16 protein-coding genes are annotated in these 20,078 nt (G+C 73.1%); 9 read left to right on the forward strand and 7 right to left on the reverse strand.

Going from position 1 to position 20,078, the window contains the following annotated elements; genetic code table 11:
- Positions 1 to 131 precede the first annotated feature (131 nt).
- Together sucD and sucC are read right to left on the reverse strand one after the other, a co-directional pair.
- Positions 132 to 1,019, reverse strand: a complete 888-nt coding sequence (gene sucD / locus ACFXGA_RS32680) for a succinate--CoA ligase subunit alpha (protein WP_378094672.1) — start codon at positions 1,017 to 1,019, stop codon at positions 132 to 134.
- A gap of 1 nt (position 1,020) precedes the next feature.
- On the reverse strand, positions 1,021 to 2,175 hold the full coding sequence (gene sucC, locus ACFXGA_RS32685; RefSeq protein ID WP_378094673.1) for an ADP-forming succinate--CoA ligase subunit beta: 1,155 nt from the start codon (positions 2,173 to 2,175) through the stop codon (positions 1,021 to 1,023).
- A 198-nt stretch (positions 2,176 to 2,373) separates the two neighbouring features.
- Here sucC and ACFXGA_RS32690 point away from each other — a divergent pair, with 198 nt between their 5' ends.
- The 6 genes from ACFXGA_RS32690 to ACFXGA_RS32715 are packed head-to-tail and all read left to right on the forward strand — an operon-like array spanning position 2,374 to position 10,596.
- Entirely contained in the window at positions 2,374 to 4,107 is a 1,734-nt protein-coding gene (locus ACFXGA_RS32690) for a thiamine pyrophosphate-binding protein (protein ID WP_378094674.1), read from the forward strand.
- A gap of 12 nt (positions 4,108 to 4,119) precedes the next feature.
- Positions 4,120 to 5,349, forward strand: coding sequence for a formyl-CoA transferase (frc, locus tag ACFXGA_RS32695; protein ID WP_378094676.1), 1,230 nt, complete (start codon positions 4,120 to 4,122; stop codon positions 5,347 to 5,349).
- A 25-nt stretch (positions 5,350 to 5,374) separates the two neighbouring features.
- Complete coding sequence (locus tag ACFXGA_RS32700; RefSeq protein WP_378094678.1) at positions 5,375 to 7,507, forward strand: acetate--CoA ligase family protein; 2,133 nt, start codon at positions 5,375 to 5,377, stop codon at positions 7,505 to 7,507.
- A gap of 59 nt (positions 7,508 to 7,566) precedes the next feature.
- Positions 7,567 to 9,072 carry an Nramp family divalent metal transporter gene (locus tag ACFXGA_RS32705; RefSeq protein ID WP_378094680.1) on the forward strand — a complete coding sequence of 502 codons (1,506 nt, stop codon included), beginning with the start codon at positions 7,567 to 7,569 and terminating at the stop codon, positions 9,070 to 9,072.
- Positions 9,072 to 9,602 carry a hypothetical protein gene (locus ACFXGA_RS32710; protein WP_378094682.1) on the forward strand — a complete coding sequence of 177 codons (531 nt, stop codon included), beginning with the start codon at positions 9,072 to 9,074 and terminating at the stop codon, positions 9,600 to 9,602. The genes ACFXGA_RS32705 and ACFXGA_RS32710 overlap by 1 nt, the downstream gene beginning before the upstream one ends.
- Before the next feature lie 16 nt (positions 9,603 to 9,618).
- Entirely contained in the window at positions 9,619 to 10,596 is a 978-nt protein-coding gene (locus ACFXGA_RS32715) for a TerC family protein (protein WP_378094684.1), read from the forward strand.
- 104 nt (positions 10,597 to 10,700) lie between these two features.
- Here the strand turns inward: ACFXGA_RS32715 and ACFXGA_RS32720 are convergent, their stop codons facing one another.
- Both ACFXGA_RS32720 and ACFXGA_RS32725 read right to left on the reverse strand, forming a co-directional pair.
- The gene (locus ACFXGA_RS32720) at positions 10,701 to 10,895 is read right to left on the reverse strand and encodes a hypothetical protein (RefSeq protein WP_378094686.1); all 195 of its coding nucleotides are present in this window, start codon (positions 10,893 to 10,895) and stop codon (positions 10,701 to 10,703) included.
- Between the two features lie 219 nt (positions 10,896 to 11,114).
- Positions 11,115 to 11,852, reverse strand: coding sequence for a GntR family transcriptional regulator (locus ACFXGA_RS32725; RefSeq protein WP_378094688.1), 738 nt, complete (start codon positions 11,850 to 11,852; stop codon positions 11,115 to 11,117).
- Positions 11,853 to 12,089: 237 nt separating this feature from the next.
- Between ACFXGA_RS32725 and ACFXGA_RS32730 the strand changes: the two genes are divergently transcribed.
- From ACFXGA_RS32730 to ACFXGA_RS32740, 3 genes are read left to right on the forward strand one after another with little or no spacing between them, the layout of a single operon-like run.
- Positions 12,090 to 13,073, forward strand: a complete 984-nt coding sequence (locus tag ACFXGA_RS32730) for a 2-dehydropantoate 2-reductase (RefSeq protein WP_378094690.1) — start codon at positions 12,090 to 12,092, stop codon at positions 13,071 to 13,073.
- Between the two features lie 10 nt (positions 13,074 to 13,083).
- The gene (locus tag ACFXGA_RS32735) at positions 13,084 to 14,622 is read left to right on the forward strand and encodes an aldehyde dehydrogenase family protein (RefSeq protein ID WP_378094692.1); all 1,539 of its coding nucleotides are present in this window, start codon (positions 13,084 to 13,086) and stop codon (positions 14,620 to 14,622) included.
- 13 nt (positions 14,623 to 14,635) lie between these two features.
- On the forward strand, positions 14,636 to 15,697 hold the full coding sequence (locus ACFXGA_RS32740; RefSeq protein ID WP_378094694.1) for an acyl-CoA dehydrogenase family protein: 1,062 nt from the start codon (positions 14,636 to 14,638) through the stop codon (positions 15,695 to 15,697).
- Positions 15,698 to 16,343: 646 nt separating this feature from the next.
- Here ACFXGA_RS32740 and ACFXGA_RS32745 read toward each other — a convergent pair.
- The 3 genes from ACFXGA_RS32745 to ACFXGA_RS32755 are packed head-to-tail and all read right to left on the reverse strand — an operon-like array spanning position 16,344 to position 19,499.
- Positions 16,344 to 17,834 carry an aldehyde dehydrogenase (NADP(+)) gene (locus ACFXGA_RS32745; RefSeq protein ID WP_378094696.1) on the reverse strand — a complete coding sequence of 497 codons (1,491 nt, stop codon included), beginning with the start codon at positions 17,832 to 17,834 and terminating at the stop codon, positions 16,344 to 16,346.
- Positions 17,831 to 18,655 (reverse strand): NAD-dependent epimerase/dehydratase family protein, encoded by an 825-nt coding sequence (locus ACFXGA_RS32750; protein ID WP_378094698.1) that lies wholly within the window; start codon positions 18,653 to 18,655, stop codon positions 17,831 to 17,833. Before ACFXGA_RS32750 ends, ACFXGA_RS32745 begins: the two co-directional genes overlap by 4 nt.
- A 25-nt stretch (positions 18,656 to 18,680) precedes the next feature.
- Complete coding sequence (locus ACFXGA_RS32755) at positions 18,681 to 19,499, reverse strand: IclR family transcriptional regulator (RefSeq protein ID WP_378094700.1); 819 nt, start codon at positions 19,497 to 19,499, stop codon at positions 18,681 to 18,683.
- Positions 19,500 to 20,078: the final 579 nt, after the last annotated feature.

Consider the following 20,078-nt stretch of genomic DNA (forward strand, 5'->3'; position numbering starts at 1 on the left):
GCGGGCCGCCGGGGGCCGTGGTCTTCGGGCCCGCCCCCGCGCGGCCTCGCCCGGGCCCACCGCCCCCCCCGCCGGGCCGGCGGGGGGCGGCCCGCCCCCACGGCGTGCCGCTCACGGTCGCGTGGTGACGGTCAGAGCCGGCCGAGCAGGTCGCGCAGCAGCCCGGCCGTCTCGCCGGGCGTCCTGCCGACCAGCACGCCCGCCGCTTCCAACGCCTCCTTCTTGGCCCGCGCCGTCCCCGTCGACCCGGAGACGATCGCGCCCGCGTGCCCCATGGTCCGGCCCTCGGGCGCGGTGAAGCCGGCCACGTACGCCACGACCGGTTTGGTGACGTGCGCGCGGATGTGGTCGGCCGCGCGCTCCTCCGCGTCGCCGCCGATCTCGCCGATCATCACGATCACCCCCGTCCCGGGGTCGGCCTCGAACGCGGCCAGCGCGTCGATGTGCGTCGTGCCGACCACGGGGTCGCCGCCGATGCCGACGGCGGTGCTGAAGCCGATGTCCCGCAGCTCGTGCATGAGCTGGTAGGTCAGCGTCCCCGACTTCGACACCAGGCCGATCGGGCCGGGTCCGCAGATGTCGTCGGGGATGATGCCCGCGTTCGACCGGCCGGGGCTGATCACGCCGGGGCAGTTCGGCCCGATGATCCGGGTCCGGCCGCCCGACGCCGCCGCGTGCGCCAGGAACGCGACCGTGTCGTGCACCGGCACGCCCTCGGTGATGACGACCGCCAGGCCGATCCCGGCGTCGACGGCCTCGACCACCGCGTCCTTGGTGAACGCGGGCGGCACGAAGACGACGGTCACGTCCGCGTCCGTGGCGGCGACGGCGTCGGCCGCGGTGCCGAACACGGGCAGCACGTGGCCGTCGAAGTCGACCACCTCCCCGGCCTTGCGCGGGTTCACGCCGCCGACGACCCGGGTGCCCGCCCGGAGCATCCGCCTGGTGTGCTTCGCGCCCTCCGCCCCGGTCATGCCCTGGACGATCACGCGACTGCCCGACGTGAGGAAGACGGCCACGTCACACCCCCGTCGCGGCGAGCCGGGCGGCCCGGTCGGCCGCTTCCTCCATGGTGGCCACCACGGTCACCGAGGGGTGCGCGGCCTCGGCGAGGATGCGCCTGCCCTCCTCGCCGTTGTTGCCGTCCAACCGCACCACCAGCGGCTTGGTGTCGCCGAGCAGCCCCAGCGCGGTCACGATCCCGTCGGCCACGGCGTCGCACGCGGTGATGCCGCCGAAGACGTTGACGAGCACCGACCGCACATCCGGGTCGCCCGCCACGACGTCCAGCGCGTCGGCCATCACCCGCGCCGAGGCGCCGCCGCCGAGGTCGAGGAAGTTCGCGGGCCGCACGCCGCCGTGCCGCCCGCCCGCCAGCGCGACCACGTCCACAGTGGACATGACGAGCCCGGCGCCGTTGCCGATCACGCCGACCTGGCCGTCCAGCTTCACGTAGTTGAGGCCGCGGGCGCGGGCCGCCGCCTCCAGCGGGTCCTCGGCGGCGACGTCCGCCAAGGCGGCGCGGCCGGGGTGCCGGAACGCCGCGTTCCCGTCGAGGGTGACCTTGCCGTCCAGCGCGAGCACCTCGCCGGAGGCGGTGAGCGCCAACGGGTTCACCTCCACCAGCGTCGCGTCCTCGGCGACGAACGCCTCCCACAGCCGCACGACGACGTCCGCGACGCGGTCCGCGACCGAGGGCGGGAAGTTGGCCGCCGTGACGATCTCGTGCGCGGTCGCCAGGTCCACCGCGGTGACGGGCACGCGGGCCAGCGCGTGCGGTCTGGTGGCGGCCACCTCCTCGACGTCCACGCCGCCCTCGACCGACGCCATGGCGAGGAATGTCCGGTTTGTCCGGTCAAGGAGGAAGGAGGCGTAGTACTCGGCGGCGATGTCGGTGGCCTCGACCACCAGCACCTCGCGCACGGTGTGGCCCTTGATGTCCATGCCGAGCACGGCGGCGGCGACCTCCCGCGCCTCGTCCGGGGTGCGGGCGGGGCGGACCCCGCCCGCCTTGCCGCGGCCGCCGGTCTTCACCTGCGCCTTCACCACGACCGTCCCGTCGAGCGTCGCCGCCGCGGCCGCCGCCTCGTCCGGTGTCGCGGCGAGCAGGCCGCGGGGCACCGGGACGGCGTGCGCCGCGAACAGGTCCCTGGCTTGGTGTTCGTGCAGATCCACGGCAGGAAGTCCTCTCCGTGCGGTGGGGGCCGATGGCGGGCGAGGTGACTTCCCGTGACGCCGGCTCTGGACATCGGCCCGAACAAGGCGTCACTATATGGCTACCCCATACGGTATGCAATCTACAACGGACGGCTTCCCGGCCCCGCGTCCCCCGGCCGGGCGGGTCCGACCGCGATCGAAGGAGTTGACCAGCACATGGCGCGGACAGCGACCGAGGCCACGGGCGACGGCACGGGAGCCGCGGGCGATCCCGACGCGGGTCCGGAACTGATCTCCGGCGGGCACCTGGTGGCCAAGGCCCTCAAGGCGGAGGGCATCGACACGATCTTCACCCTGTGCGGCGGGCACATCATCGACATCTACGACGGGTGCGTGGACGAGGGCATCGCGGTGGTGGACGTGCGGCACGAGCAGGTGGCCGCGCACGCCGCGGACGCCTACGCCCGCGTCACCGGCAAGCCGGGCTGCGCCGTGGTGACGGCGGGACCGGGCACGACCGACGCCGTCACCGGGGTGGCCAACGCGTTCCGCGCGGAGAGCCCGATGCTGCTGATCGGCGGCCAGGGCGCGTTGAGCCAGCACAAGATGGGCTCACTGCAGGACCTGCCGCACGTCGACATGATGACCCCGATCACCAAGTTCGCCGCCACCGTGCCGTCGACCGCGCGCGTCGCCGACCTGGTGTCCATGGCGTTCCGCGAGGCGTTCCACGGCGCGCCCGGCCCGTCGTTCCTGGAGATCCCGCGCGACGTGCTGGACGCGTCGGTGCCGGTGCACCAGGCGCGGATCCCGGAGGCCGGCCGCTACCGGGCGTCCACCCGGGCCGCGGGCGACCCGGCGGCGGTGGAGCGGCTGGCCGACCTGCTGGTGCACGCGCGCAAGCCGGTCGTGCTGTTCGGCAGCCAGGTCTGGACCACGCGGGCGACCGACTCGGCGGTGGACCTCGTGCGGGCGCTGAACATCCCCGCCTACATGAACGGCGCGGGCCGCGGCACGCTGCCGCCCGGCGACCCCCACCACTTCCAGCTCTCCCGCCGCTACGCGTTCGACAACGCCGACGTGATCGTCATCGTCGGCACCCCGTTCGACTTCCGGATGGGCTACGGCCGCCGGCTGTCGGCCCGGGCGACCGTGGTGCAGGTCGACCTCGACTACCGCACCGTCGGCAAGAACCGCGACATCGACCTCGGCATCGTCGGCGACGCGGACCTGGTGCTGGCCGCCGTGACGCAGGCGGCGTCCGGGCGCGCGGACACCGGCGCGGTGGCGCGCAAACCGTGGCTGGAGGAGCTGGCCGCGGTGGAGGAGAAGGCGCGCGAGAAGCGGTTGCCGCAGCTGCTCTCCGACGCCACCCCGATCCACCCGTACCGGCTGGTGCACGAGATCAACGAGTTCCTCACCGAGGACTCGATCTACATCGGCGACGGCGGCGACGTCGTCACCTTCTCCGGCCAGGTGGTGCAGCCGAAGGCGCCCGGCCACTGGATGGACCCCGGGCCGCTGGGCACGCTCGGCGTCGGCGTGCCGTTCGTGCTCGCCACCAAGCTCGCCCGGCCCGACAAGGAGGTCGTGGCGCTGTTCGGCGACGGCGCGTTCAGCCTCACCGGCTGGGACTTCGAGACGCTGGTGCGCTACGACCTGCCGTTCGTCGGCATCGTCGGCAACAACTCGTCGATGAACCAGATCCGCTACGGCCAGGCGCAGAAGTACGGCGTGGCGCGGGAACGGGTCGGCAACACCCTCGGCGACGTCCGCTACGACGAGTTCGCCCGCATGCTCGGCGGCCACGGCGAGGAGGTGCGCGACCCGAAGGACATCGCCCCCGCGCTGCGGCGCGCCCGCGAGTCCGGGCTGCCGTCGCTGATCAACGTCTGGATCGACCCCGACGCGTACGCGCCGGGAACCGTGAATCAGACCATGTACAAGTAGAGGAGCGGTGCGATGGGCAAGGCTCTCGAGGGCGTGCGGGTGTTGGACCTGACGCACGTCCAGTCCGGACCGTCCGCGACGCAGATCCTCGCGTGGCTGGGCGCCGACGTGATCAAGGTGGAGGCGCCGGGCCGCGGCGACATCACCCGCGGCCAGCTGCGCGACCTGCCCGGTGTGGACAGCCTCTACTTCACGATGCTGAACGCGAACAAGCGCAGCGTCACGCTGAACCTGAAGAGCGCCGAGGGCAAGGCCGTGTTCGGCCAACTCGTCACGACCGCCGACGTGCTGGTGGAGAACTTCGGGCCGGGCGTGGTCGACCGGTTCGGGTTCACCTGGGACCGGCTGCGGCAGCTCAACCCCGGCCTGGTGTACGCGTCGATCAAGGGCTTCGGGCCGGGCCGCTACGCCGACTTCAAGGCGTACGAGGTCATCGCGCAGGCGATGGGCGGCTCGATGAGCACCACCGGCTTCGAGGACGGGCCGCCGCTCGCCACCGGCGCCCAGATCGGCGACTCCGGCACCGGGATCCACCTCGTCGCGGGCATCCTCGCGGCGCTCTACCAGCGCACGTCCACCGGCCGCGGCCAGCGCGTGCAGGTCGCCATGCAGGACGCCGTGCTCAACCTGTGCCGGGTGAAGCTGCGCGACCAGCAGCGGCTCGCGCACGGCCCGCTCGGCGAGTACCCGAACGAGGGGTTCGGCGACGAGGTGCCCCGGTCGGGCAACGCCTCCGGCGGCGGGCAGCCCGGCTGGGCGGTGCGCTGCGCGCCCGGCGGTCCCAACGACTACCTCTACGTGATCATCCAGCCGGTCGGCTGGCGGCCGATCACCGAGCTGATCGGGAGGCCCGAGCTGGCCGACGACCCCGCGTGGGCCACCCCGGAGGCCCGGCTGGACAAGCTCGACAAGGCGTTCGCCCTGATCGAGGAGTGGACCGAGCGGCACACCAAGTGGGAGGTCATGGACGCGCTCAACGCCCGTGACGTGCCGTGCGGCCCGATCCTGTCCACCCGCGAGCTGATCGAGGACGAGACGCTCGCCGAACTGGGCGTCGTGGTCGAGGTCGAGCACCCCGAGCGCGGCTCCTACAAGACCGTCGGCAGCCCGCTGAAGCTGTCCGACTCGCCGGTCGACGTCCAGCGGTCCCCGCTGCTGGGCGAGCACAACGACGAGGTGCTGGCCGAACTCGGCTACCTGCCGGGGCAGCTCCGGGACCTCAGGGCCCTCGGCGCCATCTGACCACCGCGAACCGCAAGGAGACGTCATGCCGGACTACGACCGGGCAGCGGTCGAACGGATCATCGCGGCGGTCACCGCCGAGGGGCGCGCCTCGCTGACCGCCCCGGAGGGCAGGGAAATCTGCGAGGCGTACGGGATCGCGACCCCGGCCGAAGGGCTGGCCGCGTCCCGGGACGAGGCGGTCGCGCTCGCCGGGCGGCTCGGCCTGCCCGTCGTGCTCAAGATCGTCTCACCGGACATCCTGCACAAGACCGAGGCCGGCGGCGTGCTCGTCGGCCTGCGCACCGACCGGGAGGTCGCGGAGGGCTTCGACACCGTCGTCGCCAACGCCGTCGCCCACAACGCCGAGGCCGACATCGTCGGCGTGCAGGTGCAGCGGCTGATGCCCGCCGGCCAGGAGGTGATCATCGGCGCGACCACCGACCGCACGTTCGGCAAGGTCGTCGCCTTCGGCCTGGGCGGCGTCCTGGTCGAGGTGCTCAAGGACGTCACCTTCCGCCTCGCGCCGACCACCGCCGAGGAGGCCGCGTCCATGGTGGACGGCATCGCCGCGGCCGAGGTCCTGCGCGGCGTGCGCGGCGCGCCGCCCGTCGACCGGGACGCGCTCGCCGACCTGATCCGGCGGGTCGGCGACCTCGTCACCGACTTCCCGCAGCTGGCCGAGGTCGACCTCAACCCCGTGCTGGCCACCCCGGACGGCGCGACCGCCGTCGACGTGCGGATCCTGGTCGACCCGGCCGCCGCGCCCGAGCCCGCCCGGTTCACCCGCGAGGAGATCCTCGCCGCCATGGACCGGATCATGAAACCGGCCGCGGTGGCGGTGATCGGCGCGTCCAACGAGCCCGGCAAGATCGGCAACTCGGTGATGCGCAACCTGGTGAACGGCGGCTACCGGGGCGAGATCCACCCGGTCAACCCCAAAGCGGACGAAATCCTCGACCGCAAGGCGTTCCGGAGCATCGGCGACGTGCCCGGCGAGGTGGACGTGGCGATCTTCGCCATCCCGGCGAAGCACGTGCCGGCCGCGCTGGCGGAAGCCGGCGCGAAAGGCGTGGCGGGCGCGATCCTCATCCCGTCCGGCTTCGCCGAGACCGGCGACCACGAGCTGCAGGACGAGGTCGTGGCCATCGCCCGCAAGCACGGCGTGCGCATCCTCGGCCCGAACATCTACGGCTACTACTACACACCGGAAAACCTCTCGGCGACCTTCTGCACCCCGTACGACGTGCGCGGCGGGGTCGCCCTGTCCTCGCAGAGCGGCGGCATCGGCATGGCCATCCTCGGGTTCAGCCGCTCCGCCCACATGGGTGTGTCCGCCATCGTCGGCGTCGGCAACAAGGCCGACATCGACGAGGACGACCTGCTCACGTTCTTCGAGCAGGACGACAACACCCAGCTCATCGCCATGCACCTGGAAGACCTCAAGGACGGCCGTGCGTTCGCCGAGACCGCCAAGCGGGTCTCCGCGAGCAAACCCGTCGTCGTCCTCAAAGCCGGACGCACCGCCCAGGGCGCGAAAGCCGCCGGCTCCCACACCGGCGCGCTGGCCGGCGACGACAAGGTCTACGACGACGTCCTGCGGCAGAGCGGCGTCATCCGCGCACCCGGCCTCAACGACATGCTGGAGTACGCGCGCGGCGTGCCCCTGCTGCCCACCCCCCGGGGCGAGAACGTGGTCATCATCACCGGCGCGGGCGGCTCGGGCGTGCTGCTGTCCGACGCCTGCGTCGACCACGGCCTCACCCTCATGCGGATACCGCCCGACCTCGACGCCGCGTTCCGCGAGCACATCCCCCCGTTCGGCGCGGCGGGCAACCCCGTCGACATCACCGGCGGCGAACCACCCTCCACCTACCGCGCCACCATCGCGCTCGGCCTCGAGGACGAACGCGTGCACGCCCTGGTCCTCGGCTACTGGCACACCATCGTCACCCCGCCGATGGTGTTCGCGGAACTGGTCGTCGAGGTCGTCCGGCACTACCGGGACCGGGGCATCCACAAACCCGTCGTCGCCTCCCTCGCCGGCGACGTGGAGGTCGAACGGGCGAGCGAGCACCTGTACCGGCACGGCATCGTCGCCTACCCGTACACCACGGAGAAGCCGGTCGCCGTGCTGGGCGCCAAGTACCGCTGGGCCCGCTCCGCCGGGCGGCTGTGAGCGGGCGGCACGGAAGGGAAGGACGCCTCAGCAAGCACCAACCCACCGGGAGGTCCGTTGTGGATACACCCAACTCACCCGCCGAACCGCGGTCCGGCGCGGACGTGACCGCGCCACCGCCCGAGGACCGCGTCTGGCGGGCGGGGCGGCTGGAAGCGATGCCCATCAGGAAACTGCCCGACGCCCCGCCGTCCATCCACCTCCTGGGCCCGACGGTCTTCCTCGTCGCGCTCGGCGTGGGCATGGGCGAGTCCTACATGTGGCCGCGGCTCGTGCTGCTGTTCGGCCCCGAGATCCGCTGGCTGTTCCTCATCGGCGTGACGCTCCAGGCCGTCGTCATGCTGGAGATGGCCCGCTACGCCATGGCCACCGGCGAGAGCATCTTCTTCGGCGCGGCCCGCGTGTTCAAACCGATCATGTGGTTCTTCTTCACCGTCGCGATCCTCGTCTACATCTGGCCCGGCCACCTCTCCGCGGGCGCCGCCGCGCTCGAAGAGCTGACCGGCATCCCGTGGACGGTGTCGGCCTGCGTCGGCCTCGTCCTCGTCGGCGTCGTGTTCAGCCTGGCCAAGGTGATCTACAACCTGCTGGAGAACGTGCTGTCCCTGCTCATCGGGCTGCTCGTCGTCGGCACGGCCGTGGTCGCCGCGATGGTCGGCACCTGGTCCGACGTCGTGTCCACCGTCACCGGCATGTTCCACTTCGGCTACCTGCCGCCCGAAGCGCTCAGCGCCGCCTGGTTCCCGATCGTCGTCGGCTCCATCGCGTTCGCCGGCCCGTCCGGCATGCAGCAGATGTGGTACACGCTGCACTTACGCGACAGCGGCGCCGGCATGGGCGCCCACATCCCCCGCATCCGCGGCCTGCGGCACGCCGGGGAAGAGGAGGCCATGCCGTCCCGCGGGTTCATGTTCGACACCGACGACCAGGACGAGATGCGCAAGTGGCGCGGCTGGCGGCGGTGGGTCACCTTCGACGCGCTGCTGCTGTTCTGGGGCGTCACGATGCTCGTCACCGTGTCGTTCACCGTGCTGGCGCAGGCCGCCTCCCGCACCAGCCCCGACGTGACGGCGCTGCTGCGGGAGGGGGAGCGGGAAGCCGCGCTCAACGCCATGTCCGACTCGTTCGCCGCGGCGGGCGGACCCGTCCTCGGCGGCGCGTTCCTCGGCTTCATCGCGCTCATCGGCCTCAACGCCACCCTCGGCCTGTTCGACTCGTTCTCCCGCGGCCAGGCCGACATGACCTACCACTTCGTGCCCGGCGCCAAGCGGTTCCGCATGTCCCACCTCTACGCCGGGTTCCTCTGGGGCGTCATCGCGTTCGGCATCGTCATCCTGCTGTTCGGCCCCGCCGACGGCCCCGGCGCGATCCTCGACGTCCTCGCGTTCCTGTCCACCTTCGCCATGGGCGCCTACTGCGTCGTCCTGCTCCTGGTGAACAACCGCATGCTGCCCAAACCCATCCGACCCCGGCTCGTCACCAACCTCGTCATCGGCTTCGGCGCCGTGTTCTACCTCGGCATGCTGCTCTACAGCCTGCTCAGGTTCGGCGTGGTGGTGGGCTGATGCGCGACCGACTGGAGTTGGCCGTGCCCGGCGCGGTCGTCGGGGCCACCGGCGGCCTCATCGCGGGCGCCCTCTCGGCGCTCGTCGGGCACCCCTACGGCTGGGCGGCCGCCACGGCCCTCGCCATGGCCGTGCCGCTCGGCCTGCTCGGCGCGGGCTACGCGCTCCTCGCGAGCACCGGGCGCTTCCGGCTCGGCGTGTTCGCCCCGGCGGCCCTGTACTGGCTCGCGGGCTTCCCCCTGGCCCGGCTCGTCGCCGAGACCTCCACCGGGCTCCTGCTCGGCGGCGGCCCCACCCCGCCCGACGACGTGCCCGGCTTCCTCGCCTACCAGGGCATCGTCAGCTTCGGGTGGGCCATCGGCTTCCTGTGGCTGCACGAGCGGATCGCACCCCACTGGCTCGACCGGCTGCGCGCCCGCAACCCGCTGGCACAACGGTGGCACGAGCGCTACGCGGCGCACGCCCGCGTGCTGCGGGACGCGTCCGTCCGGGCGCGCCGCCGGCGTGCGACCGCCACCAAGCGACCGTGACCGAAGGGCGGCACAGATGGTTCTCCCCACCTGGGTGTGGATCGCGACGCTGACCGGGATCGCCCTGGTGATCGCGTTCGACTTCCACCTCGTGGCCCGCAACCCGCGCGACCCGTCCTTCCGGGAATCGCTCGTGGCGGTCACCGCGTACGTCGCGCTCGCCGTGCTGTTCGGGCTCGGCGTCCTCGTCCTCGCGGGTCCCCGGTACGGCGGCGAGTTCTTCGCCGGGTGGATCACCGAGTACTCGCTCAGCGTGGACAACCTGTTCGTGTTCGTGCTGATCATGGGCCGGTTCGCGGTGCCGCGCGAGTACCGGCAGAAGGTGCTCGTCGTCGGCGTCGTGCTGGCGCTGCTGCTGCGCGCGGTGTTCATCGCCCTCGGCGCGGGCGCCATCTCCCGGTTCGACTGGCTGTTCTACGTCTTCGGCGCGTTCCTCGTCTTCACCGCGTGGAAGCTGCTCAGGGAAGGACCAGGCGGCGACGAGGACGAGTTCCGGGAGACCGCGGCGCTGCGCGCGGTGCGCCGTGTCCTGCCCACGTCGTCGCGGTACGACGGGGCGGCGCTCACCACGCGGGTGGACGGCAGGCGGGTCGTCACGCCGATGTTCATCGTGATGATCGCGGTCGGCACCACCGACCTGCTGTTCGCCGTCGACTCCATCCCGGCGATCTTCGGCCTGACCAAGGAGCCCTACCTGGTGCTCACCGCCAACGCGTTCGCGCTGATGGGGCTGCGCCAGCTGTTCTTCCTGGTCGGGGGGATGCTCGACCGGCTCGTCCACCTCGGCAAGGGTCTCGCGGTGATCCTCGCGTTCATCGGGGTGAAGCTCGTCCTCGAAGCGCTGCACCACCACGGCGTCGCCTGGGCGCCGGAGATCCCCATCCTGCTGTCGCTCGGGGTCATCGTGGTGGTGCTGCTGATCACGACCGCGGCGAGCCTGCTCGCGTCGCGCCAGGCCCGGCAGCGCGCCGAGCGGGACGGCACGGGGGCGTGACCTGCGGGCCGGGCGGTGCCGCGGGCTCCGTCCGGCCCGTCGTCGGGTGTTCGCGTGGACCGGTTCGCCGTGGCCGCCGCATCGTGACCGGCTCGTCGTCGGGGTCAGGAGACCGTGCTGGTCTCCTCGCCCCGGCTGCGCCGGTCGTTGGCGTACCGCTCGATGTCGGCGACGGCGTGGTCGGTCCGCCGGCGCTGGGCGTCCATCGCGGCGTCGAGGCCGAGGCCCAGGCGCCGTCCGTCGGCGGAGAACCCGGCGGGGCGGGTCAGGGTGTGCTTGAGCTGTTGCCATCCAGGCATGGGCTTGCCTTCCTCGCTCGTTCTCGGGCGGGGAGCCCGCCCGCGTCGTCGGGGCGGGACTCGCTCGTCCAGTGGACCACCGGCCGGAGGTGCTACATCCAGAATACAGACTATCGTATACAAAACGCCCGCGAGGTGAGCCCTGTCACGTGGACTCGATCCAGGTGCCCTGAGCTGGACCTCGGCGGATCGGCCGGCGACGTCCACCGGCGGTCCCGGTCACGTCGACCGCGCGGCGTCCAGGTGCTCGCGGTACGCGGCGCGCGTGCGCTCGGTGTGCCGGCTCATCAGCTCGGCCGCCCGCTCCGGCTCCCGCCGCGTGATGGCGTCGATGATCTCCGCGTGCTCGGTCCAGGCGTCCTTGCCGCGGGTCAGCGCGAGCGGGGCGTAGTACCAGCGGACGCGGCGGTCCACCGTCGCGATCATCTCGGACAGCACCGCGTTGCCGGACAGCCGCGTGATGAACGTGTGCAGCGCGGCGTTCGCGGCGACGACCCGTTCCACGTCCTTGGCCTTGAGCGCGGCGACGCCCTCCTGCTGGAGCTTCTTGAGCTGCTTGACGTCGTCCTCGCCGGCGTGCTCGGCGGCGAGCTTCGCGGAGTAGGTCTCCAGCACGTTGCGCACGGCGAGGAGCTGGTCGGCCTCCTCGTCGGTGGGCGTGTGCACGAACGCGCCCTGCGCCGGGCGCAGGTCCACCCACCCCTCGGTCTGCAGCCGTTGCAGCGCCTCGCGCACCGGCTGCCGGCTCACGCCCAGGTGCTCGGCCAGCTCGATCTCGACGAGGTGCTGACCCGGCTTGAGGGTACGGTTGACGATCAGGTCGAGCAGCGCCTCGTAGACCGCCTGGCGCAACGGGGCGGGCCGCTCGACCTTGCGCGTGGCCGCGCCGCTCAGCGACTCGCGGCCGGCGCGACGGGCGCCGCCCGCGCCGATCAGCGGCGTGTTGGACTGGCTCACGGTCGCCTCCTCGGGCACGGGTGGGGATGATGTCTGGAATGCCCGATGCTCAGCATACAGATTTTCGTATGCAAAAAGCAATCTGCCGCGCCCGGTCGTGTCGCCGCACGTCAACCGCGTGCTCGGCCTGACTGTCCCGACCTTTCGGGTTCCTCGCCGTGCCGGCCCGGACGGGCTATCGCCGGCAAGCTTCATACAACATACTGTATGCAATTACTGGGAAGGTGAGGGGACGACATGAAAGTCGCAGTTCTCGGAGCCGGGGCCATCGGCGCCTACGTCGGCGCGGCGCTGCACCGCGCCGGGACGGAGGTGCACCTCGTCGCCCGCGGCGCGCACCTGGACGCCCTGCGCCGCCACGGCGTCCGGGTCCACAGCCCCCGCGGCGACTTCACCGCCGCACCCCACGCCACCGACGACCCGACCGACATCGGCCCGGTCGACTACGTGTTCCTGGGCCTCAAAGCCCACCAGTACGCCACCTGCGGCCCGCTCATCACGCCCCTGCTCGGCCCGGACACCGCCATCGTGGCCGCCCAGAACGGCATCCCCTGGTGGTACTTCCACGGCCTCGCCGGCCACCCCCTGGAGAACGCCCGCATCGAAGCCGTCGACCCCGGCGGCCGCGTCAGCGCCGTCCTCGACACCCGCCGCGCCATCGGCTGCGTCGTCTACTGCTCCACCGAGATCGAGGCGCCCGGCGTCGTCCGGCACGTCGAAGGCACCCGCTTCTCCCTCGGCGAACCCGACCGCACCGTCTCCACCCGGTGCCGCGACCTCAGCGACGCCCTCGTCGCGGGCGGCCTCAAAGCCCCCGTCGAACCGGACCTGCGCGACGACATCTGGGTCAAGCTCATGGGCAACGTCGCCTTCAACCCGCTCAGCGCCCTCACCCGCGCCACCATGGCCGAGATCTGCGAGCACCGCGACACCCGCGAACTGGTCGCCCTCATGATGGCCGAGACCGTCGCCGTCGCCCGCGCCGTCGGCTGCGCACCCCGCGTCTCCATCGAGAAGCGCATCGACGGCGCCCGGCGCGTCGGCCACCACAAGACCTCGATGCTCCAGGACCTCGAAGCCGGCAAGGCGCTGGAAACCGACGCGATCATCGGCGCCGTCGTCGAGATCGCCCGGCTCACCGGCGTCGCCGCGCCCACCCTGCGCAGCGTCCACGCCGCCGTCGACCTGCTCGCGCGCCAAGCCCTCACCGCCGCCAGTTGAGAGGACCGACATGACCCCGATCCTCAAGCCGGGCACCTCGTGGCCCGAGCTGTACGACCGGTGCGCGCACGCCGCGCCCGAGGCGTTCCACCCCGACCGGCTGCTCAACCACGTCGACGGCCGGTGGCAGCGCCTCGGCACACCCGGCCACGCCACCTCACCCGTGGACGGCTCCGCCATCGCCGCACCACCCCGCCTCGACGCGGCCCAGGCCGCCCACGCCGTCGCCGCCGCCTCCGACCGGCACCGCACGTGGGCCGGCGTGCCGCTGCCCGAGCGCAAAGCCCGCACGCTCGCCGCGCTCGCCGACCTGCGCGCCCACCGGGACCTGCTCGCGTTGCTGCTGGTCTGGGAGATCGGCAAACCCTGGCGGCTCGCCACCGCCGACGTCGACCGGTGCATCGACGGCGTCGAGTGGTACGTCGAGCGGATCGACCCCATGCTCCACGGCCGCACACCCCTGCCCGGCCCGGTCAGCAACATCGCCAGCTGGAACTACCCCATGAGCGTCCTCCTGCACGCCATGCTCGTGCAGTCGCTCGCCGGCAACGCCGTCATCGCCAAGGCCCCCACCGACGGCGGCGTGGCCTGCCTGACGCTGGCGTGCGCCCTCGCCGTCCGCCACGGCCTGCCGCTCACCCTCGTCAGCGGCGGCGGCCGCGAGCTGTCGCCCGTGCTCGTCGGCTCACCCGACCTCGGCTGTGTGTCGTTCGTCGGCGGGCGCGGCGCCGGCGCCGAGATCGTCACCGCGCTCGACCCCACCCGGCGCCACGTGCTCGAACTGGAAGGGCTGAACTGCTGGGGCGTCTGGGAGTTCGGCGACTGGGACGCGCTGCGACCGCAACTGCGCAAGTCGTTCGACTACGGCAAGCAGCGCTGCACCGCCTACCCGCGGTACGTGGTGCAGCGGTCGCTGTTCGACGCGTTCCTCGCGGTGTACCTGGAGGCCGTGCGCGAGGTGACGTTCGGCCACCCGCTCGCCGTGTCCTCACCGGACGACGACCCGCCGGACCTCGACTACGGCCCGCTGATCACCGACGCCAAGGCCAAGGAACTCGCCGACGTCGTGGACGAGGCGATCGCCAAGGGCGGCGTGCCCCTGCACCGCGGCTCGCTCGACGACGGCCGGTTCCTGCCCGACCAGCGGACGTCCGCCTACTTCCCGCCGGTCGCGGTCCTCGCGCCACCCCGGTCCTCCCCGCTGCACCACGCCGAACCGTTCGGCCCCGTCGACACCGTCGTGCTGGTCGACACCGAAGCCGAACTGCTCGCCGCCATGAACGCCGGCAACGGCGCGCTCGTCGCGTCCCTGTCGTGCGACGACGAAGCCACCGCACGACGGCTCGCGCCAGAGGTCAACGCGTTCAAGTTCGGGCACAACCGGGCCCGGTCGCGCGGCGACCGCGCCGAGGTGTTCGGCGGCCGGGGCGCGTCCTGGCGCGGCGCGTTCGTCGGCGGCGAACTGCTCGTGCACGCCGTCACCGAAGGCCCGCCCGGCGAACGCCTCCACGGCAACTTCCCGTCCTACTCCCTCTACCCGCCCACCTGACGCGGAGGCACGGATGCCCGCTGGTGTGAACCGGATCGTCCGCGACGTGGTCGCCCCCGCCGCGCCGGCCGTCGACCGGGACGGCGCCTTCCCCAGGGCCGCGGTCGCGGCGCTCGGCGGACTGCTCGGCACGAGCATGTCCCGCGGCGTCGGCGGGCACGGCCGCGGCCTCGCCGAGGTGGCCGACGTGGTGGAACACGTCGCCGCCGCGTGCGGCAGCACGGCCGTGGTGCTGCGGTCGCACTTCGCCGCCGCGACCGCGGTGGACCGGCTGGGCCGCCGGGCGCTGCGGACCACCGTCGCGGCCGGCGGGCACCTGGGCACGATCGCCGTGTTCTCGCCCGGCGCGCACTTCGCGCTGCCCTCCGGCACGGCCGTGCGGCGGGGCGACGTGGTGGACCTGCGCGACCGCAAGAGCGGCGTCGTCGCGGCGGGGGAGGCCGACAGCCACGTCTGGTCGAGCACACCCCTCGGCGCGCTCGGCACCACCACGCTGTGGTCGGTGCCGGGCAACGCGCCGGGGCTGTTCGTCCCGGTCGACCGGCCGGGCCTCGGACTGCGCGGGGTGGCGGCCAACACGGTGTGGGCGGATCCCGCGCACGTGCCCGTGGACTGCCTGCTGGGCGAGGACGGGCGGTCGTTCGACACCGTCGTCCACCACGTGCTGCCGTGGTGGGTCGTGCTGGGCGCGTCGGTGGCGTTGGGCGTGATGGCGGGGGCGACCGAAGCCGTGGCCCCGCACGTCGGCCCCTCCGACTCGCTGCGCCTCCGCCTGCGCGCCGACGCGGTGCGGGTGCTGCGCGAGGACGCCGTGGCCGCGGTCGACTGGGAACCCGACCGGGCCAGGCGGAAGCTGTGCCACCTGGCCGTGCACACCGCCGAGGCGCTGGTCGTGGTCACGGACCAGGCGCTGGCCCTGGCCGCGGACCTGGGACCGAGCACGAGGGCGACGGTGGAGCGCCGCTTCCGCGAGGCGAGGGCTCTGAACACCATGAGCCCGACCGCCGACCAGTTCACCGACTTCACCGCGCGTGGGGAGCCGGGTGCCTCGGCGGTGGCCCGTCTGGGCGCTTGACCAGCGGTTTCCCCGAGTGGCGGACACTCTCCCACACCACTACCCCGACCTCGGCCCCGAAGATCATCGGACCACTATCGGGTGAACTTCGCAATCGCCATCAACCAAAACGCCGTTATCCACGGCCTCGAACGTCGGTTGAAACGAAGAGGAAACCCGAGCAACCCCGCACGCCTGAGCCGGCCCGACGGCCACCGCACCCCACCACCCGGCAACCACCGAGCCGGCCCGCAACCCCCACAGGGAGGACCACCCGACCAGCGACCCCCGACAGGAGGCCGACCAGTGACCCCCACAGGAGGACCACCCGACCGGCGACCCTCACCACCCACACCGCCAACCATCAGCCGGCAACCCGGTGCCGCCCCGACCGGCCGTCCGCCCCCGCACGAGCCTCGCAGCCCTCGGTCACACCAGCGAACCTCCGGGCGACCGTGCTCGGCGACCGCCGTCGGCGAACGCCCGCCGTCAGCCAACGCGCTGGGCGACCACGATCAGCGAACGCGTCGGAGCGAGCACCCGCCGTCAGCGGACGGGCCGGGCGACCGCGGTCGGCGAGCGCGTTGCGGGCCGGCTCGGTCGGGGCGAAGGCCGTCAGCGGACAGGTCGGGCGACCGCGGTCGGCGAGCGCGTCGGGCGACCGCGGTCAGTGGACGCCGAGCACCCCGTCCACGCGCCGCGGGATGCCCAGCGGGTTGCCCTCGCGCAGCTCGGCGGGCAGCAGCTCGTCCGGCCAGGACTGGTAGGTCACCGGGGTCACCCACCGCCGGATCGAGGTCGCGCCGACGGACGTGTGCAGCGGGTTCGTCGTGGCCGGCCACGGCCCGCCGTGGTGCATGCCCCACGCCACGGCCACCCCGGTCGGCCAGCCGTTGAAGATCAGCCGACCCACCACCGGCCGCAGCGCCTCCGCCACCCGCCCCGCCTGGCCGTGCTCGCTCCCGGCCGCGTGCACGGTGCCGGTGAGCGAACCCGGCAGGCGGCGGAGCACCGGGTCCAGCTCGGCCGGATCGGTGTAGGTCACCACGACCGCCGCCGGGCCGAAGTGCTCCTCGGTGAGCTTCTCCAGGTTGTCCGCGAACGTCGTGAGCGGCACCTGGAAGAGGCGCGGCTCGACGCTCCAGCCCTCGGCGGGGGCGGTGCCCTCGGCGACCAGGTCCACCAGGCCCGACGCCGCCAGCGCGGAGGTGCCCGAGCGGTACGAGTCGCACATGCGCTCGTTCAGCATCGGCCCGCCCGTGGCGGCCTTGACGGCGTCGGCCAGGGCCGGGACCAGGGTGGACGGGGCGAACAGCAGGCCGGGGTTGGTGCAGAACTGGCCCACGCCGAGGGTCAGCGAGCCGACGAACTCCGCGGCGAACCCCTCGGGGCGCGCGGCGGCGGCGTCGGGCAGGACGACGGTCGGGTTGACGCTGCCCAGCTCGCCGTAGAACGGGATCGGGTCGGGGCGGGCGTTGGCCAGGTCGAACAGGGCGCGGCCGCCGGCGGTGGAGCCCGTGAAGCCCACCGCCTTGATCGCCGGGTGCTTCACCAGCGCCACGCCGGCCTCCTGGCCGTGCACGATGCCGAACACCCCCGCCGGCACGACCGACGCCACGATGCGCGCGGTCGCCTGCGACGTGCCGGGGTGCGACGGGTGCGCCTTCACCACCACGGGGCAGCCGGCGGCCAGCGCGGACGCCGTGTCGCCGCCCGCCACGGAGAACGCGAACGGGAAGTTCGAGGCCGAGAACACCCCGACCGTCCCGAGTGGACGGAGCATGCGCCGCAGCACCGGCCGCGGCGGGATGATGTCCGGGTTCGCCGAGTCCAGCGTGGCCTCGACGTAGCTGCCCTCGCGCAGCACCTCGCCGAACAGCCGCAACTGGTTCGTGGTCCGCTTCAGCTCCGTCGTCAGCCGCGGCACGCCCAGCGCCGTCTCCGCGTCCGCGATCTCCACCAACGGCCCGGAAGCGGCGTCCAACGCGTTCGCCACGGCCTCCAGCACCGAGGCCCGCTCGGCCGCCGGCAACGCCGCCCACGCCGGGAACGCCGCCTCACCCGCCCGCGCCACCGCGTCGACCTCGACCGCCGACGTCTCCGGCACGGCCTCGCCGACCGGCTGCCCGGTCCGCGGGTCGTAACCCTGCTCGCTCATCGACCGGCCTCCTTCACCGCGGTGTCGAACTCGGGCGTGCACCACGCGCCACCGAGGTAGGTCATGGCGGGGGAATCGGCGGCCGGCTCGCCGGCGGCGGCCAGCACCTCCTCGGCGAACACCTCCGAGTCGTCCTCCGACTTGTACCCCAACGCCTCCGCCTCGCTCAGCGAGAACCACCGGCGCGTGTTGTCCGAAACGCCCCAGATCACGCGGAACCCGGGCGACGGCGCGGACAGGCACGCCTCGAACAGCCGCGCCCCGTCGTCGGGCGACAGCCACGTCGACAGCATCCGCGCGTCGCGCGGCTTCTCGAAGCACGACCCGATCCGCACCGCGATCACGTCCATCCCGTACCGCGACGCGTACAGGCTGCCCAACGCCTCCAACGCCACCTTGCTCACGCCGTAGTACGTGTCCGGCTGCGGGAACAGGTAGTCGCCCGCCTCGCCCGACGACCGCCGGTAGTACCCGACCGCGTGGTTCGAGCTGGCCAGCACGACCCGGCGGACGCCCGCCCGCCGCGCCGCCTCCAGCACCACGTGCGTGCCGTTGATGTTGACGTCCAGGACCTCCGCCCACGGCCGCTCCAGGCTGTGCCCGCCGAGGTGGATCACCGCGTCGACGCCCGCGCACGCCTCGTCCATCGCGGCCTGGTCGGTGACCGACGCCGTGACCGGCTCCACCCGCTCGCCGTCGGCGGCGGGCGGCAGCGGCGCGATGTCGAGCAGGCGCAGGGTCCGGTCCGGCGCGGCCAGTCGGGTGCGCATGAGCGTGCCGACTATCCCGGCGGCGCCGGTGATCAGGATTCGTGCGGTCACATCGAGCCCTTTCGCGATTGCGGAATCAGCGGCCGAACTGGCGCAGCAGTTCGGTGATCGTGCGCGCGGCGTGCAGCAGCGCCTCGACGACCTGGCGCTCGTGGTCGGGGTCGAGCCTGCCCAGCGGCACCGAGCAGCTCATCGCGTCGAGCACCGGGTTGCGGTAGGGGAGGGCGACGGCGAAGCAGCCCAGGCCGGGCGTGTTCTCCTCGCGCTCGTGGGCGTAGCCGACCGCGCGGAACCCGGCGAGCTGCGCGTGCAGCGCGGGCCGTTCGACGACGGTGTTGGGCGTCAACGGCGTCAGCCGGGCGGGCAGGATCGCGTCGACCTCGGCGGGCGTGCGCGCGGCCAGCAGCGCCTTGCCCAGCGACGTCGAGTGCGCGGGCAGGCGGCGGCCGACGCGGGACACCACGCGCAGGTGGTGCTCGGACTCGCGGCTGGCGAGGTAGACCACGTCCGCGCCGTCGAGGCGGGCCAGGTGGACCGTCTCGTTGATCTCCCGCCGCACCTGCTCCATCACCCGGATGGCGACCTGCACCACCGGGTCGTGGTCGAGGTAGGACGTGCCGACGAGCAGGGCGCGCACGCCGATGCCGTAGGTGCCGCGCGTCGGGTCGAGTTCGACCCACCCGCGGGCGACGAGCGTCTGCAGGAGCATGTAGAGGCTCGACTTCGGGTAGCTCAGCTCGCGGTGCAGTTCGGTCAGCGTCAGCGGGCGGTCCGACGCCGACAGCACTTCGAGCAGTTCCACAGTCCGATCGGCCGACTTGACCGCGTTCGGCCGAGCGGGTGACGCGGATCCAGTCACCAAATCCTCCACGGGAAACGTTCCGGCAACACGCACTTGACACGTCGCTGCGCCGATTCTTACAGTCCGCCCAACACGTTCACAAGTACGACCGCACTTCACATATATGAACAGTATGGCTGCGAACAGGAGACGCCGTCCATGACACTCTCCCGCCGGTGCGCCACGGCCGACGCTGTAGTGACCGTTGCGGGCTCCTCCACGCACCCGACCTGGGGGTACCGGCGTCGCGCCGGGGCCGCCCACCGGCCGGACCGCCACCCGACCGCCCCGGCCCGGACGTGCCGCGCGGCGAGGACGGCCCGGCTCCGCGTCCAGTCTCCCGGCGCGCGGCCCGCCGCCGACGCCCACCCCGCCTGCGCCGAACCGGTGAACCCCGCCGCACCGCGGGGGTTGCGCAACACCTGGACTTGGGCACCGCGGTCGCCGAGGGTGGCCCGGTGACATCGGTCGACACCGCCATGGACGTGGGTGCGACGGCCAGTGGCGGCGGTGCCGTCGCGGCCCACCCCGTGGGGGGGGGGGGGCGCCCGGCGGGGACCCGAGACGCGGACGAGCGCACCCCCCCCACGCGGAGGCGGGGGGGGGGCGGCCACACGCCCGACAGCGCGGCGC

The sequence above is a fragment of the Actinosynnema sp. NPDC059335 genome (assembly GCF_042752395.1).
GTDB lineage: Bacteria > Actinomycetota > Actinomycetes > Mycobacteriales > Pseudonocardiaceae > Actinosynnema.

What these genes read in the sequence shown, in the direction of transcription:
- ACFXGA_RS32690 (WP_378094674.1), top strand. Translation starts at nt 2,374, where the DNA reads ATGGCGCGGACAGCGACCGAGGCCACGGGCGACGGCACGGGAGCCGCG.
- frc (WP_378094676.1), top strand. Translation starts at nt 4,120, where the DNA reads ATGGGCAAGGCTCTCGAGGGCGTGCGGGTGTTGGACCTGACGCACGTC.
- ACFXGA_RS32700 (WP_378094678.1), top strand. Translation starts at nt 5,375, where the DNA reads ATGCCGGACTACGACCGGGCAGCGGTCGAACGGATCATCGCGGCGGTC.
- ACFXGA_RS32710 (WP_378094682.1), top strand. Translation starts at nt 9,072, where the DNA reads ATGCGCGACCGACTGGAGTTGGCCGTGCCCGGCGCGGTCGTCGGGGCC.
- ACFXGA_RS32715 (WP_378094684.1), top strand. Translation starts at nt 9,619, where the DNA reads ATGGTTCTCCCCACCTGGGTGTGGATCGCGACGCTGACCGGGATCGCC.
- ACFXGA_RS32720 (WP_378094686.1), bottom strand. Translation starts at nt 10,895, where the DNA reads ATGCCTGGATGGCAACAGCTCAAGCACACCCTGACCCGCCCCGCCGGG.
- ACFXGA_RS32730 (WP_378094690.1), top strand. Translation starts at nt 12,090, where the DNA reads ATGAAAGTCGCAGTTCTCGGAGCCGGGGCCATCGGCGCCTACGTCGGC.
- ACFXGA_RS32735 (WP_378094692.1), top strand. Translation starts at nt 13,084, where the DNA reads ATGACCCCGATCCTCAAGCCGGGCACCTCGTGGCCCGAGCTGTACGAC.
- ACFXGA_RS32740 (WP_378094694.1), top strand. Translation starts at nt 14,636, where the DNA reads ATGCCCGCTGGTGTGAACCGGATCGTCCGCGACGTGGTCGCCCCCGCC.
- ACFXGA_RS32745 (WP_378094696.1), bottom strand. Translation starts at nt 17,834, where the DNA reads ATGAGCGAGCAGGGTTACGACCCGCGGACCGGGCAGCCGGTCGGCGAG.